Raw genomic sequence first — 15491 nt, forward strand, 5'->3', positions numbered from 1 at the left:
TCAGGCCGTCCGGGGCGCATGAGGTCCGCTACGCGATGGGCGGAGAAGGTCCCGGGTCGTCGCCGCGAGGCCGTGCGGGTCGTCGATCGACCGGCACGGCCCCTGCGCACGGCTCCGCGCGCGGCCCCACCTGGCGCGGGGCGACGGAGCAGACAGGACCGGCCAGAGACAGAACGGCCTGCGGTCCTCAGTCTTCGAAGGGGAGCGGTTCGGCGCCCAGCTCGGAGAGCATGCCGATCATCTTCTCGGACTCCGCCGTCTGATGTCGCAGCATGTTGCTCGCCAGATTGCGGACCTGCGGGATGGCGGCCCGCTCGGCGGCATAGCTCGCCATCTCCACGCCGCCCTCGTGGTGTCGCAGCATCAGTTGCAGGAAGTAGACGTCGAGCTCCCTGCCGCGCAGCGATCGCAGCCGCTCCAGCTCCTCGGGGCTGGCCATGCCCGGCATGGCCTCCGCCGCGGAGTCGCCCGCGTCGCCGCCGTGTCCGTGACCCGCGCCGTCACGCATCCAGGCCATGTAGCCGTCGGTGGGGTGCAGCGGCCGATCCCAGAGGTTGAGCCAACCCTGCATCCAGCCGATCTGGGTCCGTTGATTGGTGTCGATGTCGAAGGCGAGCGTGTCGATGCCGATGTCCTCGCCGTTGACGCGGTACAGCGTGGCCATCGTGGTGGCCTGCCGATGGTGCACCGTCATGTCCTGAGCGAATCCGACGTCCACGGAGTTCTCCGGCGGCGCGTCGCTGCCACCCGGCAGCCCGATGAGCATGCCCGCGGCGGCGCCGAGCAGCAGCAGGCTGAGCGCCGTCGCCGAGGCGACGAGGATCCGTACCCAGTTCCTCGACGAGCCCGCCCCGGCGTCGGTGTCGGCCCCGGCCTGATCGGCATCGGTCGAGACCTGCTCGGCGCCGACGTCGCCCCGCTCGGCGGCACCGCCGCCTGCGGGGGACTCGGGCGTCTCGGGGGCGCGCGTGCCCTCGGGAAGGCGTTCAGTCACGGTGGGAACGATCCTCAGTCGCTGTCGGTGCCGTCCGAGGTGCCCTCGTCGTCACCGGACGGCGCCTCCTCGTCGGTCTGGTCGCCGTCGGCGCCGTTCTCGGCCTCGTCGGCGTTCTCGCCGTCCTCGACCGGCGCGTCCGGGTCGACCGGGGCGTCCGGGTCGATGGCACCCATGTCCTGGTCGCCCTCGCCGGTGAAGCCGCCGAAGTCCTCGGGGTTGCCGTTCATCGGCATCGCGTCGGGGCCCGGCTCGCTCGGGTCGAAGGGGGGCGGGTCGTCGACGTCGAAGGCAGCGGGATTGGCCTGGCAGGTCGCGCCGACCTCCGGGTAGGAGTAGGCGTTGAGCTGCAGCGCCATGATGAACTGGTCGATCCGCTCGTCGGCGGCGTCCTCGAGCTTCAGCTGGTGCCCCCAGGCCTGGAGGGAGATCGGGCTGTCCAGGTCGGGATACGGCGACAGCATCATCGCGGGCTGGTTGCGCACCCGGTCGGCGAGCAGGTCGAGCTGCTCACCCTCCACCTGGTCGGGGTTGTAGGCGATCCACACCGCACCGTGCTCGAGCGAGTGGATCATGTGCTCGGTGCGCACGGCCTGGTCGTAGACGACCCCGTCGCAGCCCGCCCAGATCTGATCGTGCGGCCCGCCGAAGGGCGGGGAGGACTCGTAGGCGACGCGCTGGGGAGAGAGCACGTGCTGCTGTGCCTGGAACTCCTCGATCACGATGCCGTCGATCTCCGTGGACGGATCGGGATTCTCCGCCGTCGGGGTGAAGGCCCGGATGTCCGCCGTGTCCTCGTACCGGTTGTAGACGTAGAAGAAGACACCCGCCGCGAAGACGATGACGGCGAAGACCGCTGCCACGGTGCCCCACGGCCGCTGCTTCTGGGTCACCACTGCTGCTCGGGCGTTACGTAGTGCCTTGGCACTCTTTCCGCTGGCCATCCCTGCCGGACCTCGTCTTTCGTACCGCGCACATTCCTGACGGTTGCCGGGCGCCAGTGTAGGGATGTCTCGTCATCGCAGAGTCAGCTAGATGGACCAATGCCGTCGTCGGGTGTGTTCCTCGTCGCACGGACCGCCCGTTGTTCGCGTGCTCGTCCCACTTGTTGAGAGCAGGGTAAGGGCATGATGAGCTGGGAATACCCGACTCTAGAATCCACCAGGTGAACGTCGAGGAGCTGGCCGAGCTGGTCCGGGACGTCGCGGCGGCCGTGGCGGCCGACCGGGGCCGAGCCCTCGCGGCGCTGCCGACGCCGATCGTGACTCGTCGGCGAGGCTCACAGGCGGACACGGACGGCGAGTACGCGACCACGTTCGCGTTGCGGTCGGCCGGTCCGCTGGGTCTGGCGCCTCGCGCCCTCGCCGAGCTGCTCGCGGCGGGGCTCGCCTGCCGAGACGGGGTGCGCGCGGCGACCGTCGCGGGGCCGGGCTTCGTCAACATCGCCGTCGACGCGCCCGGGGGCTCCGACGTGCTGCGCGACGTCCTGCGGGCGGGCGCCCGTCACGGTCTGCCCGATTCCGGAGGCCTGGACCTGGCCGCTCACGCGCGGACCGTGCGCGTCGTCGACCGAACGGGGGCATCGGTCGACGCCGCCGAGCGCGTCGCGATGGTCGGCGACGCGGCGGCTCGCTATCTGGTGCTGCGGGCCCGACCGCACAGCTCGGTGCGGTTCGACCCTGAGCGCTGGCGGGGGCGTACCGACAGCAATCCACTCTTTCGGGTGCAGTACGCCCACGCGAGGCTGACGATGCTGCTCCACGGCGCGACCATGCTCGGCGTCGCGGCGCCCCGGCCGACCGAGCGGGGCGACGGGCACGCCGAGGACGGTGGCGGTCGACCGGAAGACGTCGCCCTCACCCGTAGGCTGAGCGAGTTCTCCTCGGTCGTGGCCGAAGCCGTGCCTGCCCGGCCCGACCGGGTGGCCCGCTATCTGGAGGACCTGGCCGACGACGTCCGATGTCCCGCCGTCGCCGGGCGGCTGCTGCCCGGCGGCGACGAGCGGCCCTCGGCGGAGCACGCCGCCGTCGCGCTGCTCTGCGCGGCGGGTCGCCAGGTGCTGAACAACGGTCTTGCCCTCTTGCGCATGAGCGCTCCGGAACGGATGTGATGATGCGAGCGCACCCCGCTGGCCCCCGGCACGCCGACGTGCTGCTGCCCGCCAACACGGCGGGCCCCCGTCCCGACGGGACCACGCAGCTCGACGAGCTGCACCCCCTGGTGTGGCCGCGTAACGCGGCCCGAGGAGCCGACGGCGCCGTCACGTTCGCGGGGGTGGACGTCCGCGACCTCGTCGCCCGGCACGGCACGCCCCTGTTCGTGATGGACGAGGCCGACTTCCGATCGCGCTGCGCCGAGTACGCGGCCGCCTTCGGCGACGCGACGCTGGTGCACTACGCCTCCAAGGCGTTCCTCTCCACCGAGGTGGCTCGCTGGGTCGACGAGGAGGGCCTCAGTCTGGACGTCTGCAGCGGCGGTGAACTGGCGGTCGCGTTGCGCGCCGACTTCCCCGCGGAGCGGATCGCGCTGCACGGCAACAACAAGTCCGTCGCCGAACTGGAGGCCGCGGTCCGGGCGGGCGTCGGCGTGGTCGTGGTCGACTCCTTCCACGAGATCGCCCGCCTGCAGGAGATCGCGGGCAGGCTGGGACGGGTCCAGCCGGTCATGGTGCGGGTCACGGTGGGCGTCGAGGCGCACACCCACGAGTTCATCGCCACCGCGCACGAGGACCAGAAGTTCGGCTTCTCCGTGGCGGCGGGCCACGCGGCCGAGGCCGTGCGCCGCATCCTCAAGGGCGACACGCTCCGCCTGGTCGGCCTGCACAGTCACATCGGCTCGCAGATCTTCGACGTCGCGGGATTCGAGGTGGCCGCGCACCGGGTGGTCGGCCTGCTCGCCGACCTGGTGGCCGAGCACGGCGCGGCGGCCACGGCCTCGGTGGAGACCATCGACCTCGGGGGCGGCCTCGGAATCGCCTACACCGTCGACGACGACCCGCCGCCCATCGCCGAGGTGGCCGGCCAGCTGCGGGACATCGTCTCGCGCGAGTGCGTCCAGGCAGGCCTGCGGGTGCCCAGGATCGCCGTGGAGCCGGGGCGGGCCATCGTCGGGCCGGGGACCGTGACCGTCTACGAGGTCGGCACGATCAAGGACGTCGAACTCGGGCACGACACCCGCAGACGATATGTGAGCGTCGACGGCGGGATGAGCGACAACATTCGCACCGCCCTGTACGACGCCGTCTACGACTGCAGGCTCGTCTCCCGAGGCGCGGAGGCGCCCGGCACGCTCTGTCGAGTGGTCGGCAAGCACTGCGAGTCCGGGGACGTCGTGGTCCGCGACTGCTGGCTGCCCGACGACCTGGCGCCCGGCGACCTCATCGCGCTCGGTGCGACCGGCGCGTACTGCTATGTGATGGCCAACGGCTACAACCGGGTGCTTCGCCCGCCGGTGGTCGCCGTGCTCGACGGTGCCGATCGGGTGCTGCTGCGCCGGGAGACCGAAGACGATCTGTTGCGGCTGGAGGTGTCCTGACGTGCCCGAGGAGACCGGTGCTCCGATCACCATCGCGATGCTGGGCTGCGGAACCGTGGGCAGCGAGGTCGTCCGGCTGCTGACCGAGCAGGCCGCCGACCTGACAGCACGGGTCGGCAGACCCCTGGTGGTGACCGGCGTCGCGGTGCGCAGGCCGCACCGGCATCCCGACGTCGCCCCTGAGCTGCTCACCACGGACGCCGAGGCGCTCGTGGACAGCGGTCCCGATGTGGTCGTCGAGGTCATCGGCGGCATCGAGCCTGCCCGCGGGCTGCTGCTGCGTGCCTTGAAGTCGGGCACCTCGGTCGTCACGGCCAACAAGGCCCTCCTGGCCGAATACGGTCCCGAGCTGTACGCGGCGGCCGACGCCTCCGGGGCGGACCTCTACTTCGAGGCCTCGGTGGCCGGGGCGATCCCGCTGCTGCGCCCGCTGCGCGAATCGCTCGCGGGGGATCGGATCGCCAGGGTGATGGGCATCGTCAACGGCACCACCAACTACGTGCTCTCCGCGATGGACGCCACGGGCGCGGGCTACGCCGAGACGCTCGACGAGGCGGGCAGGCTGGGCTACGCGGAGGCGGACCCCACCGCCGACGTCGACGGCTTCGACGCCGCGGCGAAGGCCGCGATCCTGGCCTCGCTGGCCTTTCACACGCGGGTGCGTGCCGAGGACGTGCATAGGGAGGGCATCAGCGGCCTCCGTGCCGCCGACGTCGCGGCGGCACGGACGCTCGGTCGCACGGTGAAGCTGCTGGCCATCTGCGAGCGGGTGGTCGACGGCACGGGCACCGAGTCCGTCTCGGTGCGCGTACACCCCGCCATGATCCCGAGGCAGCATCCGCTCGCCTCCGTCGGCGGCGCGTTCAACGCCGTGTTCGTCGAGGCGGAGGCGGCGGGGCAGCTCATGTTCTACGGCCAGGGCGCGGGCGGCGCGCAGACCGCCAGCGCCGTGCTCGGCGACGTCGTCGCGGTCGCGCGCAACAGGGTGGCGGGCGGCCGGGGCCCCCGCGAGTCGGCCTATGCGGAGCTGCCGGTGCGGCCGATGGGGCAGACGCCGACGAGGTATCACGTCAGCCTGGACGTGGCCGACAAGACCGGTGTGCTCTCCCAGGTGGCGACGGTCTTCGCCGAGCACGAGGTCAGCATCGCGGTGGTGCGGCAGGAGGGCCGCAGCGACGACGCGAGCCTGGTTCTCGTGACGCACACCGCGAGCGACGCCGCCCTGCGGTCGACAGTGGACAGACTCGCCGGTCTCCCCGCCGTGCGCGAGGTGGTCAGCGTGATGCGAGTGGAGGGTGAGGAAACGTGAGCGGCGACGACGTCTCGGTGGTCGACCCGGCGGCGGCCCGAGGGCCCGCGCGAGCGGGTCGGCCCGGCGTGATCGAGGCCTACCGCGACCGGGTGTCGATCCCGGCGGACGCCAGGGTGGTGACGCTGCACGAGGGCGGGACGCCGCTGCTGCCCGCGCCGTACCTGAGCGATCGGGCAGGCGCGTCGGTCTATCTGAAGGTCGAGGGGGCGAACCCCACCGGCTCCTTCAAGGACCGGGGCATGACGGTGGCGATGACGCACGCCCTCCACGAGGGCAGCAAGGCGGTGATCTGCGCCTCCACCGGCAACACCTCGGCCTCGGCCGCCGCCTACTCCGCCCGCGCGGGCCTGACCTGCGCCGTGCTGGTGCCCAGCGGCAAGATCGCCCTGGGCAAGATGGCCCAGGCCGTGGCCTACGGGGCTCGCATCCTCCAGGTGGACGGCAACTTCGACGACTGCCTGGAACTCGCGCGCAAGACGGCGTCCGAACATCCGATCACGCTGGTCAACTCGGTGAACCCGGTACGGATCGAGGGGCAGAAGACGGCGGCCTTCGAGGTCTGCGACGAGTTGGGCCGCGCCCCGGACCTGCACTTCCTCCCGGTGGGCAACGCGGGCAACATCACGGCCTACTGGCGGGGCTACGCCGAGTACGCGGCGGACGGCGTGGTGACGTCCACGCCGAGGATGTTCGGCTTCCAGGCGGCGGGGGCGGCCCCGCTCGTCTCGGGCGAGCCGGTCGCCCGGCCGGAGACGATCGCCACGGCCATCCGGGTGGGCAGCCCGGCGTCGTGGGCGGGTGCGGTGGCGGCACGGGACGCCTCGAACGGCCGCTTCGGCGCGGTGACCGACGAGGAGATCCTGGCGGCCTACCGGCTGCTCGCGCGGCGGGAGGGCGTGTTCGTGGAGCCCGCCTCGGCCGCGGGCGTGGCGGGGCTGCTGACCAGCGTGACCGAGGGCCTGGTGCCGCCCGGCTCCGTCGTGGTGTGCACCGTCACCGGGCACGGGCTCAAGGATCCGGACACGGCTTTGGGCACGCCGGTGCGGGTCGAGCCCCTGCCGGTGGACCCGGCGGCCGTGGCGAGGGCCCTGGAGCTGGTGTGACGCGGCTGCGAGTCACGGTGCCCGCTTCGACGGCCAACCTCGGGCCCGGGTTCGACGCCCTCGGGCTGGCCCTCGGCTGGTATGACGTCGTGACGGTCCAGACGGCGGCGGCGGGCCTGACGATCGAGGTGGAGGGTGCCGGGGCGGGTGAGGTGCCCACCGACGACGGCCATCTGCTGTTCCGGGCGTTACGCGCCGCGATGGAGGAGGCCGGGGAGCCGGTGCCCGGCCTGGTCATCCGCTGCGCCAACACCATCCCGCATTCGAGGGGCCTCGGATCGTCGGCCGCCGCGGTGGTGGCGGGCGTGGCGGCGGGCTGCACGCTGGCGGGTCGTCCGCTGGACGAGCGGGCCCTCGACCTGGCCGCCCGCTTCGAGGGGCACGCCGACAACGCGGCGGCGAGTCTGCTCGGCGGACTGGTCGTCGCCTGGCGGGACGGGACCGAGGGACCGTTTCGCGCGGCGCGGCTGGAACCGCACGAGGCGCTGCGGCCCGTCGTGCTGGTGCCCGCCACGGAGTCGGCGACGGCGGTGACGCGGGGTCTGCTGCCGGAGCGGGTGCCGCTGTCGGACGCCGTCTTCGCGCTGGGGAGGGCCGCACTGGCGGTCACCGCGCTGACCACCAGGCCCGATCTGCTGCTGCCCGCCACCGACGACCGACTGCATCAGCCGCACCGGGCGGCGGCCTGGCCTGCGACGATGGCGCTGGTGACGGAACTGCGGTCGGCGGGTGTGCCTGCGGCGGTCTCGGGCGCGGGTCCGTCGGTGCTCGCGCTGACCCGGGCGGGCACGCTGCCGGGCTCGGTCGACGTCTCGGGCTTCGCGGCGCATCCGGTGGCGGTCGATCAGGCGGGGGTCCGTGTGGTGTGTGAATGACCGCGTGGTCGGGCCCCCGACCAGGCCGGACATCGAGGTGCCGTAGGCTGCGGTCACTACGGGGGGACACGCTGGCCGTTCCGTTGTTGCATGTGGTTGGTCGGCGGTCTACCCTCGAAGGAGATCAGTCACCGGGCGCACGGGCGCCGGTGCAGTGCCCGAATCATCTGTATTCGGGCCGCATCTCTCACCTTACGCTGGTCTCTTCACTCTTCATACGAGGTCAACGCTGGTGAGTACCCGAACGCCCTGGTGGCAGAGGGAGCCCGCGAAAGCGGTCCCGTCGTCCTCGTGGATACGGGGTGTCAGCGTCAGGAATCGCCGGTAGCGAGCGAGCAGGGTGCGCGTAGGTACGGAACCTCCAGGGCAGGTCGCTGCCAGGAATCTTCGCCTTCGCCCACACTGTCGCCCTGCATCCGCAGTGCGACAGGTCCGCTGGCCCGCGTAGAGAGGCGCGGACCGGTCAGGAAGGACATGAGTGAGCAACACCGAATTGTTGAGCGGCGAGGCGGCCACCGCCGGATCAGCCGCGGGCCAGACAGCGACGAGTGAACCGAGTGCAGGCCGGGATGTCGCAGGCCGGGGGGATGCCGTGACTCAGTCGAATGGCACGCCTGCTCGTCGTAGGGGCGGCCTGTCCGGGATGGTGCTGGCCGAACTGCGCCAGCTCGCGGGCGAGCTGGGAATCTCCGACACGACCGGAATGCGCAAGGGAGATCTGATCGCCGCGATCCGGGAACGTCAGGGTGGTCCCGCCCGACGGGCCTCCGCGCCGCAGGCCGAGGCGCCCGCGCAGTTGGCGGTCGAGATCCCGGAGAAGCCTGCCGCGCCCAAGGCAGAGGCTCCGCAGCCCGCCAAGACCGAGGAGGCTCCTGCCCAGTCCGGCGGAGAGGCCGAGGAGGAGGGCGGCCGTCGCGGGCGCCGTCGTCGCTCGTCGACCCGTTCCGCGGGCAGCCCGGACCAGGGCGACGCCCGGGGCGACCGTACGACGGGTGAGGACCGTGCCGAGCGCAACGGGCGCGACGATCGCGGCGGCGAGCGGACCGAGCGCGGGGACCGCACCGAGCGTCAGGAGCGGGGCGAGCGTCAGGAGCGGGGCGAGCGTCAGGACCGCGGCGAGGGCCGCGGCCGAGGCGAGCGCGGCGAGGGCCGTGACCGCGGCGAGGGCCGCGACCGGGGCGAGGGCCGGGATCGCGGTGAGCCGAGGGACTCCCGGGACAACCGCGACGACGACGATGACGAGAACGGCGGCGGCAGGCGGCGCGGCAGGCGCTTCCGCGACCGCAGGCGCGGTCGCACCCGTGCCGAGGGCGGCGGTGGCGGCGGAGTCGCGAACGAGCCCGAGGTCCGCGAGGACGACGTGCTGCTTCCGGTCGCCGGAATCCTGGACGTGCTGGAGAACTACGCCTTCGTCCGCACCTCCGGCTACCTCGCGGGCTCGAACGACGTCTACGTCTCGCTGTCGCTGGTGCGCAAGTACGGCCTTCGTCGCGGCGACGCGATCACCGGCGCCGTGCGGCAGCCGAGGGACAACGAGCAGCAGCGGCAGAAGTTCAACCCGATGGTCCGGGTCGACACGATCAACGGCCTGGAGCCGGACGCGGTCCGCAACCGCCCCGAGTTCACCAAGATGACGCCGCTGTACCCGAATGAGCGGCTGCGTCTGGAGACCGAGCCGCACGTTCTCACCACGCGGGTCATCGATCTGGTGATGCCGGTCGGCAAGGGACAGCGGGCGCTCATCGTCTCCCCGCCCAAGGCGGGCAAGACGATGGTGCTGCAGGCGATCGCGAACGCCATCACCACGAACAACCCCGAATGCCATCTGATGGTCGTGCTCGTCGACGAGCGCCCTGAAGAGGTCACCGACATGCAGCGTTCGGTCAAGGGCGAGGTCATCGCGGCCACGTTCGACCGGCCGCCCGCAGATCAGACCACCGTCGCGGAGCTCGCGATCGAGCGTGCCAAGCGGCTGGTGGAACTGGGCTTCGACGTCGTCGTGCTGCTGGACTCGATCACCCGTCTGGGCCGGGCCTACAACCTGGCCGCGCCCGCCTCAGGCCGAATCCTCTCCGGTGGTGTCGACTCCACCGCGCTGTACCCGCCCAAGCGGTTCCTCGGCGCGGCACGCAACATCGAGAACGGCGGCTCGCTCACGATCTTCGCCACCGCTCTCGTGGAGACGGGATCGACGGGTGACACGGTGATCTTCGAGGAGTTCAAGGGCACCGGCAACGCCGAGCTGAAGCTGGATCGCAAGCTCGCCGACAAGCGGACCTTCCCGGCCGTGGACGTGGACGCCTCGAGCACCCGGAAGGAAGAGCTGCTGCTCTCCCCGGACGAGTTGGCCGTGACGCACAAGCTGCGTCGGGTGCTGGCCGCGCTGGACGACCAGCAGGCGCTCGACCTGGTGCTCACGCAGCTCCGGAAGACCCGCACCAACATCGAGTTCCTCATGCAGGTGGCCAAGAACACGCCCGGCAACGGCGATCAGTGATCGCTCACCGCTAGCGGAGCAGGCCCGGTCTCTCCACGGAGGCCGGGCCGACTCGTTTCCAGGGTGGCCGGGCCGACTCGTCTCCAGGGAGGCCGGGCCGACTCGTCTCCAGGGTGGCCGGGCGTAGCCGTGTCTGGAGTCGCCCGTCCTCTTCGTCATCACGATGGCCGGCCGGCCCGCGTCAGTGCGGCGAGCCGATCGCGCGTCAGCGTGGCGCGCCGACTCGTCGCCGGACCGCGCCGCCCGCTCTCCGTCGCGGCCCGGGTGGTCGCGCCGACGACGAGCGTGGGCGCCGGAGTCCGAGACGAGCCGACGCCGCCGTCGACGGTCCAGCGGCCACCGGTGCGTTCGGGGACGGCTCGCACGGTTCCGCGGGCGTCGTCTGCCCGGCCGGGTCACGCGGGCTGACAGGCGGCCGACGTCTCGCGACGCCGGGACTCCCGCGTGACCACGGGTCAGCGGCAGCCGACCCGGAAGGCTCCCCAACAGCCCGCCCCGACCAGTCCGATCGCCAGCGCGATGGGCACGGGCAGCTCGATGCCGTCGATCATCAGCGCGGGCACCAGCAGCAGGCAGACGTACGCCCATCCCGCCCAGCGCAGGGCGCGAATGCCGTGCCAGTCGACGTCGACGCTGGTCACCATGGCTATCGCCGCGGCGGAACCGAACAGGATCGGGCCGGACAGGGCGACCTCGGAACTCGCGACCGCGCAGATCGCGCCCGCGAGTCCGACGACCGTCGCCAGGAACAGCGGCGGCAGGAGAAGCCACGACCGCACGGTCACCTGATCGGCCACGCGACACAACACCGGGACAGGATGAGGGTTCGCCCTCGAATCCGCATGCCCGACGCTGCCGCATCTCGCCGGACGGTCGTCCTCACGCGCTGGATGGCAGCGTGGCGGCCGGGCACGGGACGGTCGTGGAACAAGTCGGCATCCCATGGCGTTGCAGGGGTCGGTCTGCGCGTCTGGCAGACTGAACAGTCGAGTCCGGCACCGGTTCACCCCTGGTCGAGAATGCTGTGCGCGCAACGCCGCAGCGGGGGACCCGGCGGCCACGATGAAAGGGACAAGACGTGAAGAGCGGCATCCACCCCGAGTACTCCACCACCCAGGTCACCTGTGGTTGTGGGAACAGCTTCAGCACGCGGAGCAGCAGCAGCAACAACTCGATCACCGTCGAGGTCTGCTCCAACTGCCACCCGTTCTACACGGGCAAGCAGAAGATCCTGGACACCGGCGGCCGCGTCGCCCGGTTCGAGGCTCGTTACGGAAAGCGCGCCAAGTAGCCGCTCCTTCGGCGCCCGACCGCTGCCTGCGCAGTGGTCGGGCGCCGTTGTCGTGTCGGCTGCTCAACGAAAGGGATCGGTGGATGGACACCTCGGCTCTGGAGGCCTTGTCCTTCGAGTTCGGCGACCTCGAGGAGCGGCTCGCCGATCCCGCGGTGCATGCCGACCACGCCCTGCTGCGCAAGCTGAGCAGACGGCATGCCGAGCTCGCTCCGGTGATCCGCACGGCGCGTGAACTGGAACAGGCCCGAGCCGACCTCACGGCGGCCCGGGAACTGGTCGCCGAGGACCCGGCGTTCGCCGCCGAGGCCGACGAGCTGGCCGAGCGCATCCCGATCCTGAGCGATCGCCTCACCGAGCTGCTGCTGCCCCGAGACCCGCATGACGCCTCCGACGTCGTCCTGGAGATCAAGGCGGGCGAGGGCGGCGAGGAGTCGGCTCTCTTCGCCGCGGACCTGCTGCGCATGTACCAGCGCTACGCGGAACGGCAGGGCTGGCGGACCGACGTGCTCGACGCCAACATCTCCGACCTCGGCGGTTACAAGGACGTGACCGTCACGGTGAAGGGCTCGACCATGGGGCCGGACGGCGTGTGGTCGCGGCTGAAGTTCGAGGGCGGGGTGCACCGGGTCCAGCGGGTGCCCGTGACCGAATCGCAGGGGCGGATCCACACCTCGGCCGCGGGGGTCCTGGTATTCCCCGAGGTCGAGGACGTCGAGATCGAGATCGAGGAGAAGGACCTGCGGATCGACGTGTTCCGCGCGTCCGGACACGGCGGGCAGAGCGTGAACACGACCGACTCGGCCGTCCGCATCACGCACCTGCCGACCGGGCTGGTCGCCTCCTGCCAGAACGAGCGCAGCCAGCTCCAGAACAAGGCACGCGCGCTCCACGTGCTGCGGGCCCGGCTGCTGGCCCTGGCCGAGGAGGAGGCCGCCGCGTCCGCGTCGGCGGCGCGGCGCAGTCAGGTCCGCACGGTGGACCGTTCGGAGCGGGTGCGTACCTACAACTTCCCGGAGAACCGGATCTCCGACCATCGGGTCGGGTTCAAGGCACACAACCTGGACCAGGTGTTGGCGGGCGAACTGGACCCGGTGCTGGACGCACTCGGTGACGCCGATCGTCGGGAGCGGCTGGAACAGGCCGGACACGCTCGCTGATCCGCGTGCCCGGTGCCCGCCGCGGGAGCGGCGAGGTCCGGGGGTGTCGGCTGCCGCACGCGGTCGGCTGCGCCCACGACGGACGCCGCGTCGCGTATCTCGGCCGTCCAGGATCGTCCGCGCCCCCGTCTCATGGGTCGCCCCGGGCGGCGATCGCCGCCACCACGGGCCGGCCCGCGCCGGGTGACGGCCCGCCTGCTCACACGGGTCCGGGAGGAGCGTCGGCGCCGCCTGCCGCCGGTCGGGCGTCGCGTCGTGAGGCGACCGGGCTGCGTGCCCGCCGTGACATGGCAAGCTGACGGACTGTGAGCAGACAGCCGTTGCGGATGGCGTTGATGGAGGCCGAGCGGATTCTCCGGGCGGCCGGGGTGGGCAGCCCGCGAACCGACGCGGAGCTGCTGGCCGCCGAGGTACTGGGCGTGTCACGAGGCAGGCTGGCACTGGTGACCCTGGTCGACACGGCGGTGATCGAGAAGCTGCGCGATCTCGTTCGCAAGCGAGCGGAGCGCATCCCGCTCCAGCATCTCCTCGGCTGGGCCCCGGCGGGTGCGATCACGGTGGGTGTCGGCCCCGGCGTCTTCATTCCCCGTCCGGAGACGGAGCTGCTCCTCGAATGGGGACTTGCCGCGCTGGCGGGAATCGAGAAGCCGGTCGTGGTCGATCTGTGCACCGGATCGGGGGTACTGGCGCTGGGAGTGGCCCACGCCCGCCCCGACGCGATCGTGCATGCCGTGGAACGCGAATCGCGAGCGCTGGCCTGGGTACGCAAGAACGCCGATGCCCGCGTGGCGGAGGGGGACACCCCGATCCGGCTTCACGCGGGCGACGTCACCGATCCCGCGACGCTGGCCGACCTGGACGCGACGGTGGACCTGGTGTTGTGCAACCCGCCGTACGTGCCGCTGGCCACGCGGGTGGAACCGGAGGTCGCCGAGCACGATCCCTTCGAGGCGGTGTTCGGCGGACCGGACGGGCTCGACGTGATCCGCCCAGTGGTGACCACCGCCGCACGGCTGCTGCGGCCGGGCGGGGCGGTGGCGATCGAGCATGACGACACCCACGGCGAGGCCGTTCCCGCGCTGCTCGCGGCGCGGCGGGTCCTCACCGACGTCGCCGACCACCCGGATCTCGCCGGGCGGCCGCGTTTCGCCACGGCTCGCCGGACCGGGATGCGCTGATCGATCCCGCCGGTTCTCCGCGCCTCGATCTTGTCCTGGTCCGCCCGTCTCCGATAGCCTGATCGGCTCCGCGCAGCGCGTGGCCGTGCCCGCGCGGGCGAGGACACAGCAGTAGACGGCACAGCAGTAGACGGCACGACAGCAGAAGGGAACGTGACGCCGTGCGATGCCACACCTAGCCGCCCGCCCGGAGACTCCGGGAGCACGGGCGGCGGGTCTGAGAAAGATCGAGATGTCCCGTTCGGACAGGACGAAACCGATGTGGGTGCGCTGCATCGAGCACGCCGCCCCGCCGATTCATGATCACCGCTTCGGCGCCTGTGACCTCCCGGACCGCCCGACGCGGGAGGAGACCGACACCCGTTGCCGATGGGAGACCGACAGCCTGTCGCCGTTCGGCCGCACGTGTTGCTCCGGTTGTCCGCATCGCTTCTGCCGCAATGAGCGACAGCGGATGAACAAGACCGCCAACCGCGATGAACGCCGAGCAGGCAGGCGTGAGGCACGTCGCTACCTGCGAGGCGGGGACGACGACTGAGTCCGACCCGCGTCGCGGACGTCCGAGACCGAGGTGGATCCCGCCGCCGCGGGTGAGTGTTCGGCCCGTCTCGGTCTCGGACGTCACGTCGCTCGCACCCGTCGTCCGCCGCTCTCCGGTACGCCCGTGCGGCGGGCCGCAGCGAGTCGGTTCACCGCGGCGGACCCAGGCGACCGGGGGATGGGCGAACCGGCGACCCGCCGCTGACTCCGGACCTCCGCAGCCGTCCGCCGCGCACCGTCGACGCCCGGCTCGCCACGCTTGCGGCCCGTCCCCGGCGCAGGCCGCGCGCCGCTCCGAAGCCGTTCGCTCCGGCCCCCTGACCGATCCTCGACGAGGCAGTGCCAGGATCGTCCGGTGAGCATCAGCTACGACTGCAACAGCTCGGACACCCGGCAGGCAGGGCTGTCCGCCGCCGCCGACGCGGTGCGCGCGGGCCAACTGGTGGTGCTGCCCACCGACACGCTCTACGGCATAGGCTGCGACGCCTTCGACGCGGACGCGGTGCGTTCGCTGCTCGCCACGAAGGGCCGAGGACCGGACATGCCCGTACCGGTGCTGGTCGGCTCGTGGACGACCATCGACGGACTCGTGCTGACCGTGCCCCGATCGGCCCGCACGCTGATCGAGGCATTCTGGCCCGGCGGGTTGTCGCTGGTGCTGCCGCACGCGCCGTCGCTGGCGTGGGACCTGGGACGTACGCGCGGCACGGTGATGCTGCGGATGCCGCTGCACCCCGTCGCGCTGGAACTGCTGCGTGACGTCGGTCCGATGGCCGTGTCCAGCGCGAACCGTTCCGGCCGTCCGCCCGCCACCACGGCGGAGGCGGCTCGCGATCAACTCGGCGACGACGTCCGCGTCTACCTCGACGGCGGGACGGCCGAGCACGCGGTGGCCTCCACGATCGTCGATCTCACCGGCGGCGCGCCGAGGGTGCTGCGGGAGGGGGCGGTCTCCACGGCGGCGATCTCGGAGGCGCTCGGCGTCGACGTCGCCGTGGAATGATCTT

14 protein-coding genes are annotated in these 15491 nt (G+C 71.9%); 11 read left to right on the forward strand and 3 right to left on the reverse strand.

Annotated elements, in window-relative coordinates; translation table 11 throughout:
- Positions 1-187 precede the first annotated feature (187 nt).
- Positions 188-994: a DUF305 domain-containing protein gene (locus AHOG_RS06705; protein WP_245856600.1), complete on the reverse strand. Its 807-nt coding sequence runs from the start codon at positions 992-994 to the stop codon at positions 188-190.
- Positions 995-1008: 14 nt separating this feature from the next.
- Complete coding sequence (locus AHOG_RS06710) at positions 1009-1938, reverse strand: thioredoxin-like domain-containing protein (protein WP_093940573.1); 930 nt, start codon at positions 1936-1938, stop codon at positions 1009-1011.
- A gap of 221 nt (positions 1939-2159) precedes the next feature.
- Here AHOG_RS06710 and AHOG_RS06715 point away from each other — a divergent pair, with 221 nt between their 5' ends.
- The 6 genes from AHOG_RS06715 (at position 2160) to rho (ending at position 10315) form a co-directional block, all read left to right on the forward strand.
- The gene (locus AHOG_RS06715; RefSeq protein ID WP_093940574.1) at positions 2160-3104 is read left to right on the forward strand and encodes a DALR anticodon-binding domain-containing protein; all 945 of its coding nucleotides are present in this window, start codon (positions 2160-2162) and stop codon (positions 3102-3104) included.
- A gap of 2 nt (positions 3105-3106) precedes the next feature.
- Positions 3107-4528 carry a diaminopimelate decarboxylase gene (gene lysA, locus AHOG_RS06720; protein ID WP_093940575.1) on the forward strand — a complete coding sequence of 474 codons (1422 nt, stop codon included), beginning with the start codon at positions 3107-3109 and terminating at the stop codon, positions 4526-4528.
- A 1-nt stretch (position 4529) separates the two neighbouring features.
- A complete protein-coding gene (locus tag AHOG_RS06725) occupies positions 4530-5837 on the forward strand; it encodes a homoserine dehydrogenase (protein WP_281258079.1) in 1308 nt (435 codons plus the stop codon).
- Positions 5838-5854: 17 nt separating this feature from the next.
- Positions 5855-6943 (forward strand): threonine synthase, encoded by a 1089-nt coding sequence (thrC, locus tag AHOG_RS06730; RefSeq protein WP_093944226.1) that lies wholly within the window; start codon positions 5855-5857, stop codon positions 6941-6943.
- Positions 6940-7818: a homoserine kinase gene (gene thrB / locus AHOG_RS06735; RefSeq protein ID WP_093940576.1), complete on the forward strand. Its 879-nt coding sequence runs from the start codon at positions 6940-6942 to the stop codon at positions 7816-7818. Before thrC ends, thrB begins: the two co-directional genes overlap by 4 nt.
- Positions 7819-8296: 478 nt before the next feature.
- Positions 8297-10315 carry a transcription termination factor Rho gene (gene rho / locus AHOG_RS06740; protein WP_093940577.1) on the forward strand — a complete coding sequence of 673 codons (2019 nt, stop codon included), beginning with the start codon at positions 8297-8299 and terminating at the stop codon, positions 10313-10315.
- Positions 10316-10770: 455 nt separating this feature from the next.
- On the opposite strand, the gene AHOG_RS06750 is transcribed toward rho, so the two are convergent.
- The gene (locus tag AHOG_RS06750; protein WP_157736690.1) at positions 10771-11124 is read right to left on the reverse strand and encodes a hypothetical protein; all 354 of its coding nucleotides are present in this window, start codon (positions 11122-11124) and stop codon (positions 10771-10773) included.
- A gap of 269 nt (positions 11125-11393) precedes the next feature.
- Between AHOG_RS06750 and rpmE the strand changes: the two genes are divergently transcribed.
- From rpmE to AHOG_RS06775, 5 genes are all read left to right on the forward strand, one after another.
- A complete protein-coding gene (rpmE, locus tag AHOG_RS06755) occupies positions 11394-11606 on the forward strand; it encodes a 50S ribosomal protein L31 (protein WP_093940580.1) in 213 nt (70 codons plus the stop codon).
- An 83-nt stretch (positions 11607-11689) separates the two neighbouring features.
- Positions 11690-12766, forward strand: a complete 1077-nt coding sequence (gene prfA, locus AHOG_RS06760; protein WP_093940581.1) for a peptide chain release factor 1 — start codon at positions 11690-11692, stop codon at positions 12764-12766.
- A 305-nt stretch (positions 12767-13071) separates the two neighbouring features.
- Positions 13072-13944, forward strand: coding sequence for a peptide chain release factor N(5)-glutamine methyltransferase (gene prmC, locus AHOG_RS06765; protein ID WP_093940582.1), 873 nt, complete (start codon positions 13072-13074; stop codon positions 13942-13944).
- Positions 13945-14203: 259 nt separating this feature from the next.
- Positions 14204-14482: a hypothetical protein gene (locus tag AHOG_RS06770; RefSeq protein ID WP_211290541.1), complete on the forward strand. Its 279-nt coding sequence runs from the start codon at positions 14204-14206 to the stop codon at positions 14480-14482.
- Between the two features lie 357 nt (positions 14483-14839).
- Positions 14840-15487 carry an L-threonylcarbamoyladenylate synthase gene (locus AHOG_RS06775; RefSeq protein ID WP_093940584.1) on the forward strand — a complete coding sequence of 216 codons (648 nt, stop codon included), beginning with the start codon at positions 14840-14842 and terminating at the stop codon, positions 15485-15487.
- The last annotated feature ends 4 nt before the right edge of the window (positions 15488-15491 follow it).

Origin of the sequence: Actinoalloteichus hoggarensis (assembly GCF_002234535.1) — a bacterium.
GTDB classification, from domain to species: domain Bacteria; phylum Actinomycetota; class Actinomycetes; order Mycobacteriales; family Pseudonocardiaceae; genus Actinoalloteichus_A; species Actinoalloteichus_A hoggarensis.

Coding starts and splice junctions, on each gene's coding strand:
- AHOG_RS06710 (WP_093940573.1), bottom strand. CDS start 1,938: ATGGCCAGCGGAAAGAGTGCCAAGGCACTACGTAACGCCCGAGCAGCA.
- lysA (WP_093940575.1), top strand. CDS start 3,107: ATGCGAGCGCACCCCGCTGGCCCCCGGCACGCCGACGTGCTGCTGCCC.
- AHOG_RS06770 (WP_211290541.1), top strand. CDS start 14,204: ATGTGGGTGCGCTGCATCGAGCACGCCGCCCCGCCGATTCATGATCAC.
- prfA (WP_093940581.1), top strand. CDS start 11,690: ATGGACACCTCGGCTCTGGAGGCCTTGTCCTTCGAGTTCGGCGACCTC.